The sequence below is a fragment of the Microbacterium sp. MYb64 genome (assembly GCF_002979495.1).
In the GTDB taxonomy this organism is placed as follows: Bacteria; Actinomycetota; Actinomycetes; order Actinomycetales; family Microbacteriaceae; genus Microbacterium; species Microbacterium azadirachtae_A.
In genome coordinates, this window is sequence record NZ_PCOW01000018.1 from 22761 (window position 1) to 35876 (window position 13116).

The 13116-nt window shown below is 70.2% G+C and carries 11 protein-coding genes; all 11 read right to left on the reverse strand.

Annotated elements, in window-relative coordinates:
• Positions 1-28: 28 nt before the first annotated feature.
• Complete coding sequence (locus tag CQ044_RS14715) at positions 29-1243, reverse strand: A24 family peptidase (RefSeq protein WP_105689157.1); 1215 nt, start codon at positions 1241-1243, stop codon at positions 29-31.
• A complete protein-coding gene (locus tag CQ044_RS14720) occupies positions 1243-1542 on the reverse strand; it encodes a flagellar protein FlgN (protein WP_105689158.1) in 300 nt (99 codons plus the stop codon). Before CQ044_RS14720 ends, CQ044_RS14715 begins: the two co-directional genes overlap by 1 nt.
• 108 nt (positions 1543-1650) lie before the next feature.
• A complete protein-coding gene (locus tag CQ044_RS14725; RefSeq protein WP_105689159.1) occupies positions 1651-2718 on the reverse strand; it encodes a hypothetical protein in 1068 nt (355 codons plus the stop codon).
• Positions 2715-7226 carry an FtsK/SpoIIIE domain-containing protein gene (locus tag CQ044_RS14730; RefSeq protein WP_105689160.1) on the reverse strand — a complete coding sequence of 1504 codons (4512 nt, stop codon included), beginning with the start codon at positions 7224-7226 and terminating at the stop codon, positions 2715-2717. Before CQ044_RS14730 ends, CQ044_RS14725 begins: the two co-directional genes overlap by 4 nt.
• A gap of 64 nt (positions 7227-7290) precedes the next feature.
• The gene (locus tag CQ044_RS14735; protein ID WP_105689161.1) at positions 7291-8661 is read right to left on the reverse strand and encodes an RDD family protein; all 1371 of its coding nucleotides are present in this window, start codon (positions 8659-8661) and stop codon (positions 7291-7293) included.
• A 117-nt stretch (positions 8662-8778) separates the two neighbouring features.
• Positions 8779-9066 carry a WXG100 family type VII secretion target gene (locus CQ044_RS14740; protein WP_052674178.1) on the reverse strand — a complete coding sequence of 96 codons (288 nt, stop codon included), beginning with the start codon at positions 9064-9066 and terminating at the stop codon, positions 8779-8781.
• A gap of 125 nt (positions 9067-9191) precedes the next feature.
• Positions 9192-9866, reverse strand: a complete 675-nt coding sequence (locus CQ044_RS14745; protein ID WP_105689162.1) for a hypothetical protein — start codon at positions 9864-9866, stop codon at positions 9192-9194.
• 33 nt (positions 9867-9899) lie between these two features.
• On the reverse strand, positions 9900-10748 hold the full coding sequence (locus CQ044_RS14750; RefSeq protein ID WP_105689163.1) for a hypothetical protein: 849 nt from the start codon (positions 10746-10748) through the stop codon (positions 9900-9902).
• Entirely contained in the window at positions 10745-11332 is a 588-nt protein-coding gene (locus CQ044_RS14755) for a hypothetical protein (protein WP_105689164.1), read from the reverse strand. The genes CQ044_RS14750 and CQ044_RS14755 overlap by 4 nt, the downstream gene beginning before the upstream one ends.
• On the reverse strand, positions 11332-12660 hold the full coding sequence (locus tag CQ044_RS14760; protein WP_105689165.1) for a hypothetical protein: 1329 nt from the start codon (positions 12658-12660) through the stop codon (positions 11332-11334). The genes CQ044_RS14755 and CQ044_RS14760 overlap by 1 nt, the downstream gene beginning before the upstream one ends.
• Positions 12661-12671: 11 nt before the next feature.
• The gene (locus CQ044_RS14765) at positions 12672-13016 is read right to left on the reverse strand and encodes a flagellar protein FlgN (RefSeq protein WP_105689166.1); all 345 of its coding nucleotides are present in this window, start codon (positions 13014-13016) and stop codon (positions 12672-12674) included.
• Between the last annotated feature and the right edge of the window lie 100 nt (positions 13017-13116).

The window sequence follows — 13116 nt, forward strand, 5'->3', positions numbered from 1 at the left end:
TCGGAGCCGGCACTCGCCCGTGCCCCGATCAGCGCACGTACTTGGTCGGAAGGTCGTTGAAGAAGCGGTCGTAGGTGCCCGTCGCCGCGGAGTAGAGGTTGCTCACGATTCCGACGCCCGTCGCGCTGACGGTGCCGAAGGTCTCGCCGGCCCACGCCCAGCCGCCCGGTCCCATGGTCTTCCCCGCTTTGGCGGCGGCGTCGAAGATCTTCGTCCCCGACGCCATGAACTCGCCCCACTCCGTGGCGCCCTTGCCGGAGAACAGTCCCGTGGTGAAGTCCAGCACCTTGCCGCCGAACGTGGCGGCCACGGGCGCCTTCAGGGTGTTCATGGCGGTGCTGAAGCGCATGCCCGCCGCGGCCGGCGCGGCGAAGGACTTGAAGAACCGGCAGGCGGGCCCGATGAACGGGATGCAGCCGACGATCGCGAAGGCGAGACCGAGCCCATCGCCGTCGCCCATCGCGAACTTCGCGATCTGCACGGCCAGCATCGCACCGGCGATCACCGCGCCGATCAGGACGAACGGACCCGCGAAGATCAGCGCGAGGATGCCGACGACGAGACCGAGCACGGTCAGCACGTCGGCCATGTCGTTCAGGAACCCCTTGACGTTGTCGCTCCAGGAGTCCTTGATCTTGCCGCTCATGCCCTCCTTGATGTTGTGCACGGCGGTCTCGTACGCGGTGTGCCAGGTGTTCCATTCCCGGTCGTAGTCGTCGGCGAGGTCGTCCCACTCGCCTTTGACGGAGGAGGCGTGCGAGGCTGCGGCCTTCGCGGCGCCCTCCTTCTTCGCGAAGTCGTCCTTGTCGGACTGCTCCGCGTCCGAGTCGGGCTTGTCCGGCAGGCCGGAGTGCTTCGACGAGGCGTCGCCGTCGGCCTGGTAGTACTCCTGCCACTTCTTCTCGAGCTCGTCCGCCAGCTTGTTCAGCCGCGGCTGCGAGGTCTCGACGGCATGCCCGTAGGTGCTGATGTGCGGGCCGACGGCGACGTAGAGCTCGCCGCCCTTGCCGAGGTCGCCGCTGACCTCCTTCGCCACCTCGCGGAGCTTGTCTATCGACTCGCCCTCCATGTCCGCACCGTCGTCGACGAGACGGCTGATGAGGCTCCAGGCCTTGTTCATCTCGTTTCCGAGATCGGTGATCTGCTTCCCCCGCGCCTGGATCTCGTCGGGCTTTCCCTCGAGGTGTTCGATGGGGTGCTTGCCGCTCGGAGTCTGGTACGGCATGTAGGGCGTTGCCGACATCACTTGCCCCCCTTGTCGCCGCCCTGCGCGGCCTTCACGTCGAAGTCCTTGAAGCCCTGGATCACGCCGTCGACGTGGTCCTTGACCGTCTTGCAGTTCTCGATCAGGGCCTTGCGGCGGTCATCCCAGCGTCCCTCGAAGTCATCGGCCGCGTCGCGGAGCGCTCCATCGCCGTACGGGTCGCCCACGGCGTCCTTGAGGTCGCGACGACGGCTTCCCGCGTCCTCGAACTCCTTGACGATGTGGTCGAGCTCGGTGGACAGACCACCCAGCTCGTCGTACCTGACCTTCACACCCATGCGCGCATCCCTTCTCGCCGGTCAGCCCAACATATCCACGGCCTCGGATCGCCGCGATGGGGAGCATTCCCCATGCATGTGCGCCGCTCCGGGCATGCGTCTGCGGCGTCACCCCGTCATCGCGCCGATCACGACGACGATGGCGGCCAGGAGAAGGGGGACGAGACAACCGAGGACGAAGGGGCGTCCAGCGCCTGCGCCGCGGAGGACCTTCCGACGGCGGAGAGCGCGCGCCGCGTCCTGATCGGAACGCGCGGATGCCTCGGGACGCGGATCGAGGGTGCGATCCAGCAACGCCGACAGGTCCTCCACCCACTCCCAGACGACCGGATCCTGCAGCCGCAGGTCCTGGCGCGCGAAGAACCACACCTCGTCGCCCACGACCTGGACGTCCGCGTCCCCGCAGACGTCGACGAGGGCCGAACGCGTGTCGGCCCCGAGCAGAGCACGCACGGTCGCCGCGTCCTCGGGGGCGCAGGACACACGGAAGCGCCGGTCGAACTCGTCGTCCACGGCGATGACGGCCTGCGGAGCCTGCGGGCGCCAGGCTGCTCCGCCCCGCGCCGTCACCGACTGGATGCCCAGGGCCGGCAGTGCGGTCCGCACCGTGAATCGCGCATAGGCGATCGCGATGTCCATCCGGGCCCGCCCCCCGCCGATGTGGAAGCTGAGGTTCGCGACCTCGAGCGGCCTCGGCCGGCTCGCGGTGACGGGATCATCGAGTTGCGGGCCTTCCGCGGCTTCGAACACGGCGGCACGGCGCTGCGGATCGGCCTCGCGCAGCGCGTGCGTCAGCCCGTTCGCCGGAGCGAAGCGGCGCAGCCGGTACCAGCGGTCGTCCGCGTCGCGCAGCTGCGGAGCGATGCGGGCGATCCGCCGGTAGGCGTACGGCAGGGCGAGGACGGCCCAGGCCAGCACGGCGAACGGAAGGGCGACGCCGTGACCGGTGGCCAGGCGCATGATCATGATGAGGACGAGGACGGCGGCCGCGGCGATCAGCGCCATGCCGACGGCGGTTCCCACTCCGACGAACCAGGTGCGGGAGGCGAAGCTCCGCGCCGTGACTCCGCCGCCCTCGGCGGCGAGCGCCTCCTGCGCCTCCGCGCGCGCGGCAGCGCGATCCACGGGCGCCGTGAGCGCGGTCTTGTCGAAGGTCAGCACGGTCTTCTCGCTCATACCAGCGTCTCCTCCTCGATCAGCGGCAGCTGCATGATCACCTGGCGTCCCGCCTGCACGAAGATGCCCCGCCCTTCGGGGAAGTCCGTGCGCTTGACCTTGGGGAACGGGACCTTGAACACGGCGTCGCCGTCGAAGGCATCCGGCTTGAGCACGATGCCCTTGCGGCCTGCCTTGAAGTCGCCGATGTAGCCGAACCCGCTCGTGGCCTGCGTGACGTCGAGGTCGCCGATCAGCAGGTGGTCGCTGCGGTTGATCGCCTGGAACAGCGCCTTCATGTCGCGCTCGGCAGGCGTGTCCGCGAACTGCGGCACGTCCTCGACGACGACGAGCAGCCGCACCGGCATCGACTCGTCTCCGGCGAGCTCGGCGAGCTCCGCGGCGAGCTCCTTGGCGGCCTCTGGCGTGGTGGCGCTGCGGGTCCAGTCGGCGTAGTCCTTGAGGACGGATCGGCGCCCGCCGAAGTGGAACAGCTTGACCGCGGGGTCGAAGCGGCGCATCGACGTGATGATGCCCTTGAGAGCCGTGGTCTTGCCCGACAGCGGCGGTCCCGCCACGAGGAACGTGCCGATCGGATCGAAGTCACGCGCGGCGAGCGTGTCCTCTGCGACGCCCAGCACCGGGAACTCCCCGACGCGGTCGGGGAGCGCCGAGGCGGAGAGCCGCGTGGGCAGCGATCCGATCTCGGCGACCTCGCGGGCTCCCGCGGAGCGCAGTTCCGCGGCCATCGCCTCGAGCAGCTTCGTCTGCTCCGCCACGTTCGGGGTGCCGCCGAGGGTGGCGATCTGCGTCTCCAGCCCGTCCACGATCGCGCGGCCCGGCGCGGAGCGCTCGTCGAGCACGTCCTTCGGGGCGTTCAGCATCGCATAGCCCGACTCGTCGGAGAGGCGCAGCACGACCTTGCGCGACACGTTCGCGCTGACCGCGGTGGGCACGGATCCGGAGCGGTCGGCGGTCGCGATCACGTGCACGCCCAGCGGGCGGCCCTCGCCGAGGATGCGCATGAACGTCTGATAGAACGGCATCCGCGCCGTGGTCGACTCCCACTCGCTGCGGAACTGCGGGAACCCGTCGAGCAGGAACAGGATGCGCGGCTCGTCGATCCCGGTGAGCTCGCGGTACTCGGTGAGGCTCGCGGCGTTCGCGGCGCTGAACCGCTTGCCGCGGTCGTCGAGCACGCGCGCGAGCGAGCGCAGGATGCGCTGCACGCGCTCCGCGTCGTCGCCGGAGATGACGGATCCGACCTGCGGCAGGATCTCGAGGCTCTTGAGCGCCCCGGATCCGAAGTCCAGCGCGTACACCTCGACGTTCGTGGCGGCATCCGATCCCGCCGCGATCGCGAGCGTGCGCAGCACGGTCGACTTGCCCGCGCCGCTCGTCCCGTACACGAGCAGGGAGCCGTCGCGGTCCGGCACGAAGTAGGTGGGCTCCTGCAGCTGGCGGGAGGGCACATCGGTCTTCCCGAGCAGGATCTGCCCGTCGCCGAGCGTGGGGAGATCGCGGATGTCGACCGCGTGCTCGAGGTCGTCGAGCCACGGCCGGCGCGGGGCGGGGATGCCGGCATGCGTCGCCGCCGCGACGAGCGTCGCGACGATCCGCTTCTGGTCGTTGGGTCCGAGGTCCCCGTCGTGGCTGTCGGACTCGGGCTCCTGGTCCGGCTCCCAGAGCTGGGTGGATCCGAACCGCAGCTCGGCCACGCGCACGTCGGCGACCTGCTCCTCGTCCGTGGACCACCCGCCCGCGTAGGCGGACTGGAACGGCACGAGACGCCCTGGGCCGGTCTTCGCGATGCCGCGGCCGGGGATCGACGGCGGGAAGGACGCGGCGACGGCGTCGTCCACGACGTCCTTGGAGTCGGACTCGTCGGCCATGCGCAGCGCCACACGCAGGTTGGTGTTGGCGCGGAGGTTGTCCTTGATCACGCCGGCGGGGCGCTGCGTGGCCATGATCAGGTGGATGCCGAGGGAGCGCCCGCGCTGGGCGATGTCGACGACGCCGTCGACGAACTCCGGCACCTCGCCGGCGAGGGCGGCGAACTCGTCGATCACGAGCACGAGCGCGGGCGGGGTGTCCGGGTCGCGGCGCTTCTCGAGTTCGAGCAGGTCCTTCGCCTTCTTGCGGTTGAAGAGGTGCTCGCGGTGATGCAGCTCGGCGCGGAGGCTCGTGAGGGCGCGGCGCACGAGGTGCGGGCTGAGGTCGGTGACGAGGCCCACGGTGTGCGGGAGGTCGACGCAGTCGGCGAACGCGGATCCGCCCTTGTAGTCGACGAAGAGGAACGTGACCCTGTCGGGGCTGTGCGCGGCGGCCATGCCGAGCACCCACGCCTGCAGGAACTCGCTCTTGCCCGCGCCGGTGGTGCCGCCGACGAGGGCGTGCGGACCCTGGGTGCGCAGGTCGAGGGTCATCGCGTCGGTCTGCGACTGGCCGATAATGGCGCGCAGGTTGCCCGCCTTCTTGAGCCGTGACTGCGGCGCCCCCGACCGGTCGATGATCGTGTTGTTCTGCCGCCAGCGGTCGATCACGCTGGTCGGGTCCGACGCGGTCTCGGATCCGACGAGCGAGAGGAACATGACCGAGTTCGGGATGTCCGAGGAGTCCTCCACGACCGTCGAGGCGTCGACGACCGGGGCGAGGCGCTTGGCGAACATGGTCATGTAGGCGTGCGAGACGCCCTCGACCCTCACGTCGGGGTAGGCGATGCCGCTGCGGACCGTGCCGACTCTCGCGTGCTCGAGACCGGCCGTCACGTCGATGAAGCTGCGGCAGGCCGCCGGCAGCGCCTCCACCACGGGGGCGACGAACAGGGCGTAGACGCCGACGTCGGCGCCGCGCTCGAGGATCTGGGTGAGCCGGGCGCGATCGACGGGGGCGTCGTTGGTGACGATGACGAGCACCGCCGCCTGCCCCTCGAACGCGGACTCCTCGGCGGCGCGCTTGACATCGGTGCCGTAGCGCATCGGATCCCAGTCGTCCCCGTACGGCAGGCGCTGCGACGCTGCCGCCGTGGAGCGGCGCATCACGATCTCCTCGAGCCCGTTCAGCAGCGCGGTGCCCGTGGACGCCGAGTCCGCGAGCGCCATCTCCTTGAACGGGTTGCGCTCGCTCGAGGTGTGCGGCAGCCAGGTCAGCCAGTCCAGCTCGTTCGCCCAGCCGGGCTCGGTGAGCGCGACCGCGACGAGTTCGTTCGACGAGTGCATGCCGAACAGCTGCACGGCGAGGCCCCGCAGCGCATCGCCCGCCACCGAGGTGGGACCGGCGACGCCGAGGGATCCCACGCTCTGCAGCGACTCGAGGATCGGCACGTCCTCGATCACCCGGTAGCGCTCCTCGAGGCGGTCGACCCGCTCCACGAACTCGGGCAGCGCCTCTGCGGCCTCGGTGCGGGTGATCGTCGTGCGGGACAGGTCGGCGCAGGTGCCCAGTCGCACCGCGAGGAAGTTCCAGTGCTCAGGGCGGCGGGTCCACAGCAGCGGCCCGAGCCGCATCGCCTCGTCGAACACGACCGCGACCGCCGGCACCTCGTTGTTGCGCACCGCATGCTCGCGCGGGCGCGCGTGGTAGAGCTTCTCCTCGAGGCGCTCGAACTGGTCCTCGAACAGCTCGGCCTCCTTGCGCAGGCGCTGGCCGAGGTTGGTCTTCTGCGAGATGAAGTTGCCGAACATCATCATCGGGCTCGCGGCCGCCATGAGCAGGGACAGCATGCGCCCGGTCACCGCCCACATCGTCACCGCGAGCAGGATCGGAGCGACGAGCATGGGCCAGGGGAACAGTCGCTGCACCTGATCCCGCGGGTAGCGCGGCTCGTCCACCTCCTCGCCGGCGAAGCGCTCCTCGACCCGCGGGCTGCGGTTGAAGAGCAGCGCACCGCCGCGCTCGAGCACCGGATCCTGATCCGCGGCGCTGCCGTCGAAGTCGCCGACGAGGCGCACCACGATCTCGCTGTCGCCGAGCGTGAAGGGCTGCCCCGGGATCACCCGGAGGCGCTGCATCAGGCCGCCGTCGACGAGGATCCCGTTCGCGGAATTCAGGTCGACGAGTTCGACGAACGTCCCGGCGACCTCGATGCGGGCATGCTTCTTCGAGACGAGAGGGTCGGCGAGGTGCACGTCGGCGGTGGCCTCGCGACCGATCACGAAGTGACCGATCGGCAGGGAGAACTCCTGGCCGGCGGCGGGACCGGAGAGCACCTGCAGGTGCGCCGCAGGACGAGCGCCCGCCGTGCCGGTCTCGATCCGGTCGGCGCCGAGGTTCACGATCTCGGCGAGGAAGCCGGATCCAACCGGGGCGTCGCCGATCGCGAGGTCGGGGTTCAGCGTCACCAGGCGCTCGCTCGTGGGCGGCGCGACCGAGAGCGTGAGCGTCTCGCCGTGCCCGACGCGGATCGCGCGCAGCGGATCCGTCGTCGCGATGTGATGCGCGACGTCGGCGACCGTGGCCGTGGAGTCGGCGGTGACGACGATGTCGGTGAGCGGTGCGCCGGGGCGGCGCAGGGTGAGCTTGACCTTCATCGGTGATCCTCCGGGCGGCGCTCGCGCGCTGTCGTGTCTGCGGCGGCCGCGCGGGCGCCGGGGGTCATGCCTGCTCCACGCGCAGGCTGCGGTCGCCGAAGCGGAGCACGTCGCCGGCGCGCAGCTCGGCGGGGTGCCCCGGGGTCAGCGGGTGCTCCGCGCCGTCGCGCACGATCGAGCTGCCGTTGGTGGAGCCGCGGTCGACGGCGACCACGCCGCGACGCGAGAGCAGGATCGCGACGTGGGTCTTGGACACCGAGCGCGTCTCGTCGGGGACCCGCACGAGCTGTGCGTCGCCGTCGCCGTCCCCGGCCGCCGGCGCACGCCCGATGAGGGTGGCCCTGCGCACCTCGATCCGCTCGCCGTTGTCGATCACGAGGACCGCGCGCGGGGCGTCGGGAGCGGAGACAGCTTCAGGTGCCGGTGCCGGTGCCGGTGCAGGCGCTGGCGCTGGCGCTGTCTCCACCGGCGCGATCGTCGGCGGCTGCCAGGCAGCGGCGGCGGGCGCCGACGGCGGGGCGAAGCCACCTGCGGGGGCGTCGGTCGCCGCGGGTGCTGGCGCCGCGGTTACCGGGGCAGGGCCGCCGGCCGGCGTGGCGAGCGACGGCACGCCCGCGACGGGCGCACCGGCACCGGCCGCCGCACCGGGCGCTCCTGACGCCGCGGCGACCGGAGCCGCGGCACGGTGCGCGCCCACGACCCCGCCGGAGAAGCGTCCGGTCGGCACGTACATCGCGGGAGCATCGCGGTCGACCGGCGTGGCGAGCGAGGGCAGCACGGGCGCGGCCTCGTGCACCTCCGTGGTGATCTGCTTGCGCGCGATGCGCATCCGCTTGCCGTCATAGGGATTCAGGCCCCGTCGCACGTCGACGAGCCAGGTGGCCGCGGCCCTGTCCGGCCATCCGCGGCCGCGCCGCTCGGGATCGAACAGCGGAGACAGCGCGATCACGAGGAGCGGTCCGACCACCGGCACCAGGAACGATGCCGCGAGGATCAGGTAGCGCACCACGGCGCCGCGCCAGAAGCCCGGCTTCTCGAGCGTGCGCACGTTGACGGTGCGGATCCCGCACGCGGCCTTGCCGAGCGTCATTCCCTTGAGGCCGTGCAGGATGAGCTGCACGAGCGTGTAGACGAGCATGAGCGCGTAGGAGACGATCAGCGGGAGCAGGATCCAGATCAGGTCCTTGCGCGCCAGCAGCCCCGACGGATCCGCCGCACTCAGCAGCACCAGGTTCGTGCCGGCGATCGCTCCGGGAACGGCGATGACGAGCGCCACGACCAGTTCGAGGAGGGTCGACAGCATGCGCGCACCCGGGCGGGCCGGGACGAGCCCGATCGCCTGCGCGTACGCCGGATCGGGACGCCCCTGCGCGTCCAGACCCTCGATGTCGGTGGTCTGGGCCGGAATCTCCCAGATGTCGTTCGACAGGCTCATATCCCCTCACGTTATCAAGGCGGCGGGCCGGATCCCGGTACGCCGCCGCTCGCCCGCGAAACGCGGAAACGGGGGCCGGTGGACGTGCCACCGGCCCCCGCAGCACCGAGCGCGGTGTCAGCCGCCGGCGAGCTGCGTGTCCAGATCCTGGATCGCACGCATCATCCCCAGAAGGGACTCCGACATGTCATTGATGCCATCCACGGCCTGCTTCAGACCCGTGGTCAGCTCCCCGTAACCCTCACCGAACTTGCCAGACGCGTGCTGCGTCTTGAAATCCTCACCCAGCAGGTTGTCCACCTGCCCCTTCAGAGTGTCCAACTGACCCTGAATATCATCACGAGCCTGCGACAACGACGACGCCACCTGCTCCATCTCCGCATAAGACGCACCGAAATCGGCCATCGTCAACACCTCCGGCAATCACTAGGACCGGACCACCCCGGCCCGACACAACGAACCTAACAACCCCCGCACAACCCCGTCGATGGGCAGCACTACCCATACCCCCGGGAGCAGCGCTCCGGGGATCAGTCGACGGAGTCCCCGCGGTCCAGGGCCGCCGGGAGCACGGGCTCTTCGAGCTCGCGCTCCCAGGTGAACGTGGAGATCATCGCGTCACTGAGCAGCTCCAGGGAGTCGACGACCTCGCCCGGTACGACGTCGCCGTCCGGGATCACGATCGTGGTCGTGAAGACGAGGGCCTTCCGCCGCTGCGTGCCGGGGGCGGGGATCACGTAGGTGAGGGTGCGGCCGCCGACCCCTTCGATCCGGCGCGCGTTCGCCGGTCGCTGCGGCTCCGACCGCCACCGCACGATGTGCGGCGCGTCCTCGTCGAGGAACTGCGCGCCCTTGGTGCGGAACGCGTCCGACACCCAGCCGTCGAGGTTCTCGCCGTCCGCGGCGCTGAGCGCGGACGCCGTGATGGACATGGGCAGCAGCTCGTCCATCTCCACCTGCTCCTGGCGGTAGATCGCGAACACCTTGGTGCGCGCCATCGCCTGGTTGGTCTGCGCCATCAGCCCGCGGAACTCCGCATCCAGATCCGGGCGGTTCGCCTGCCGGAAGATCGCGCTCGCCCGCTTGACGTCGTCCTCCTGGGCGGCGTTCGTGGGCAGGTGCTGCACCCAGCCCGGCGGCAGCACGAACCGGAAGGCCGGGATGCCGAACCTCAGCTCGACCCCGAGATCGTTCATCGTTCCCATGTCACATCCCCCGTCGTCGATCCAATGTCCTGGTCAGCTCGCGCCGCGCAGGGCGAGGCGCGAGAGCTGCGCCATGCCGAGACGGCGTCGCGCACGCCGCGCCTCCGAGGCCATCGTCGGCATCGATGCACGCCTCACGAGAGTCGCGAGCTCGCGCCACCGGCTCAGATCGAGCCGTGACACCTCATCGCGGTGCCGTCGGTTCGCTCGCGCCAGCGCACGCCGCGTCTTGGAGAGCAGGGCTTCCTCCGTGCTGTATGCGTCGTCCGTCCCGATCGCGCGCGCCTTGGTGATCGCCGATGTCGCCTCGTCGAGGATGCGCGCGGTCTCGTCACGAAGTCCGGTCGCGCGCTGCAGGAGTCCCTCTTCCTCGGCCACCCACGCCGCGGCGACGGCGTTCGCGCACGGCTGGCACAACCGCTTCGGCATCGCTCCGGTCTTGGCGTAGCCGCAGACGCACCGCCGAGCCACGGCCGCCAGGCCGCGGTCCAACGAGTCGGATGGCGCAGCGCCGCCTCGCACGGACTCCACCGTCGCCAGCAGCCTCGCCGCTCCCGGTGTTCCGTGAGCCCGCATCAGGTCGTTCGTGCGCAGCAGATCGAACCGGGAGTCCGAAGGCAGCGCGGACGCGAGGTCCCGCCAGGCGCGGGCCTCCCGCTCGGGGACGAGAGCAGCTGCGCGCGACGCGAAGTCGTCCAGAAGTTCAGCGCACAGCGGACCCAGGCGAGCCTCGACCTCATCGACATCGATGCTGCTGTCCTCCTGCAGCCCGATCACCGCGGCTCGTGCGCGCCTCACGGCGTCCGCGTGCATGGTGCGCAGCTGCGGGGACCCCGCCAGCAGTGAGTCCTCGAGGGCGATGAGGTCCTGCAAGGACGTCATCGGGCCACCGCATCGGGGACCCCGATGCCCAGGATCAGCTGGGGAAGCTGCTGCTCGAGCAGCAGGAAGGCGGGGAGCGTCGTACCGAGCACATCCATCAGGATCGTCCACGTGCCGTCGTTCAGCAACACCGTCCACTGCGCGACGAGCGTCCCGCCCTGCTCCGCCTCCTCGTCGACGAGCACCCCCCACCGCACGATGTAGCCGATGCCGTGGGTCTCGGTGCGCAGAGGTGTGACGTCGACCGCCGTCGAGGACGTGGCCTCGGCGAACAGCTCTTCCGTGCGGGGACGATCCGCCGACGACTCGACGGCGACGCTGACCAGGAGGTCGCTGTAGATGCCAGGAGGGGCGAACCACAGCCGAGCGGCGCCGGGTCGCGAGTTGCCGAGCATCATCCGAGCCGTGGCGACGATCTGCTCGACGGCTTCCGGGGCCGTGTCGGGATGGATCCCGTACCGCCCGAGTGCCTCCCCGACCCAGGTGTCAGCCCCTTCGGCATCGGCCGGGTCCAGGAAGGGGATCGCGACGAACTGGGCCGCGTCGTACTGAAGATCCCAGGGCAGCTCGCCCGGATGCGGCATCAGAACAGCCCTCGGACGAAGCCGACGGGCGAGAGCGCACCCGAGGGCTTGCCGTCGGCCCCGACGGAGACACCGCGGTCGGTCCACTTGTAGGTGTTCCACATCGCCTCGAACGTGGAGAAGGACGGCGCGTCGGCGATGCCCTGGAAGCCCTTGGGCAGCGACTGGGTCAACACGTTCTGGAAGAAGGTGCTGCCCGAGCTGACGCTCTCGTGGAAGGCCACCGAGAACGAACGGCCTGGGCCGAAGAGCATGCGCTCGGTGACGCCGTCCACGAAGCCCGTGACGGGATTGACGCCGAGTCGGCGCAGACCCTTCACACCCGCGTAATACTCCTTGAAGCCTCGCGAGCCGTACTCGATTCCGGCGTCCGCGAAGCTCTTCAGGCCGCGCATCTGCTGGACCGGATTGCGGAACTGGCCCACGAACTCCGACCCGAACTTGTTGAGCATGTTGCCCTTGCCCGCGCCGAAGATCTTCCCGAGCTTGCCTATCGGCAGGATGCCGACCACCGCCCAGGCCAGATCCCATCCGTCCTTCCTGCCGTCGAACATCAGCGCCACCGTGAGCGCGAGCGCGATGACGCCGACGACCAGAGCGGCGATCGCGAAGAACGGTCCGCCGATGATGAGACCCAGCACGGCGATCGCGAGCCCGATCCAGCCGACCCACTCCGAGATCACCGCGAGCACGCCCGCGATGTTCTCCCAGGTGCTGTCCTTGCCGATCTTGTTCGCGTCGCCGAGCCCGTTCACGGCGTGCTCGTACGCCTCGTCCCAGGTGTCGTACGCGGTGTCGAAGCGGCCGAGGTTGTGGTCGTGCGTCTCGTTCGCCGTCGTCAGCGTGGAGTGCGCGGACGTCGCAGCGCCGGAGAGCTTCTCACCCGCCGACTTCGACGCGTCGGCCTGGTCGGGCGCCGGCGGGTGGTCCGAGACGGACGTGTTGTGCTGGGTGAGCGCGCTGTCCGCGGCGGTGGCATCGGACTGCGCTGTGGCGAGAGCCTTCTCGCTCGTCTCGCAGTCGCCGACGATGGTCCTCATCTGCGCCTGCACCGTGGCGAGCACCCCGGCGTAATCGGTGAGGGTCTTGCCCGCGGGCTTGTAGCGCCGGCCCGCCTCGTCGAGGTCTCCGTGGATGTCGCCGATGACGTCCTTGATCTTGTCCATCGCGTAGCCCTTGCCGACGAGCTTGCCGCTCTTGATGTCCTGCAGGGTCGACGCGGCGGTCGTCATCTGCGTCGCGAGCGTCGTGATGGTCGTGCCGCGATCGCTGATCGCCGCGGAGTCGCCCTCGATGACGGCGACCTCGTGCCCCTTGTGCGTCTTCATCCCGCTCCCCCTCAGTTCGCCACGGCACGGCCGCGACCGCCGCCGGTGCCCTGGCCGGACTGCTGCATCGAGCCGGCCATGTCGGTGTCGGTCTTGGTGACCTCGTCGACGGTGCCCTTCACCCGCTCGGAGATCTCCTTGAGCTTGGACAGCAGCTTGTCGCGGCTGTCGTCCCAACTTCCCTCGAAGTCATGCACGCGTGACTTCAGCCGGTCATCGCCGTCCGGGCGGCCCACCGCCTGCTCGAGATCGTCGCGCCGTTTCGACGCCGCCTCGAACTCATCGACGATCGCGATCAGCTGCGCGCTGGTCGTCTTCAGATCGTCGATCGGGTAGAGAACCCCGTCCCCCGCCATGTCATGCCCTCCGTGTCATCGCCCCTGCGGGCGTCTGCTGGTGCGGACGCATCGGGGCGCCGTGCGGATGGATCCGGCACGACGCCTCCGATGTACGCGA

Bases quoted from the DNA above. Each gene is read 5' to 3' on its own strand.
- CQ044_RS14715 (WP_105689157.1), bottom strand. From the start codon at position 1,243: ATGTCGGCAACGCCCTACATGCCGTACCAGACTCCGAGCGGCAAGCAC.
- CQ044_RS14720 (WP_105689158.1), bottom strand. From the start codon at position 1,542: ATGGGTGTGAAGGTCAGGTACGACGAGCTGGGTGGTCTGTCCACCGAG.
- CQ044_RS14725 (WP_105689159.1), bottom strand. From the start codon at position 2,718: ATGAGCGAGAAGACCGTGCTGACCTTCGACAAGACCGCGCTCACGGCG.
- CQ044_RS14730 (WP_105689160.1), bottom strand. From the start codon at position 7,226: ATGAAGGTCAAGCTCACCCTGCGCCGCCCCGGCGCACCGCTCACCGAC.
- CQ044_RS14735 (WP_105689161.1), bottom strand. From the start codon at position 8,661: ATGAGCCTGTCGAACGACATCTGGGAGATTCCGGCCCAGACCACCGAC.
- CQ044_RS14740 (WP_052674178.1), bottom strand. From the start codon at position 9,066: ATGGCCGATTTCGGTGCGTCTTATGCGGAGATGGAGCAGGTGGCGTCG.
- CQ044_RS14745 (WP_105689162.1), bottom strand. From the start codon at position 9,866: ATGGGAACGATGAACGATCTCGGGGTCGAGCTGAGGTTCGGCATCCCG.
- CQ044_RS14750 (WP_105689163.1), bottom strand. From the start codon at position 10,748: ATGACGTCCTTGCAGGACCTCATCGCCCTCGAGGACTCACTGCTGGCG.
- CQ044_RS14755 (WP_105689164.1), bottom strand. From the start codon at position 11,332: ATGCCGCATCCGGGCGAGCTGCCCTGGGATCTTCAGTACGACGCGGCC.
- CQ044_RS14760 (WP_105689165.1), bottom strand. From the start codon at position 12,660: ATGAAGACGCACAAGGGGCACGAGGTCGCCGTCATCGAGGGCGACTCC.
- CQ044_RS14765 (WP_105689166.1), bottom strand. From the start codon at position 13,016: ATGGCGGGGGACGGGGTTCTCTACCCGATCGACGATCTGAAGACGACC.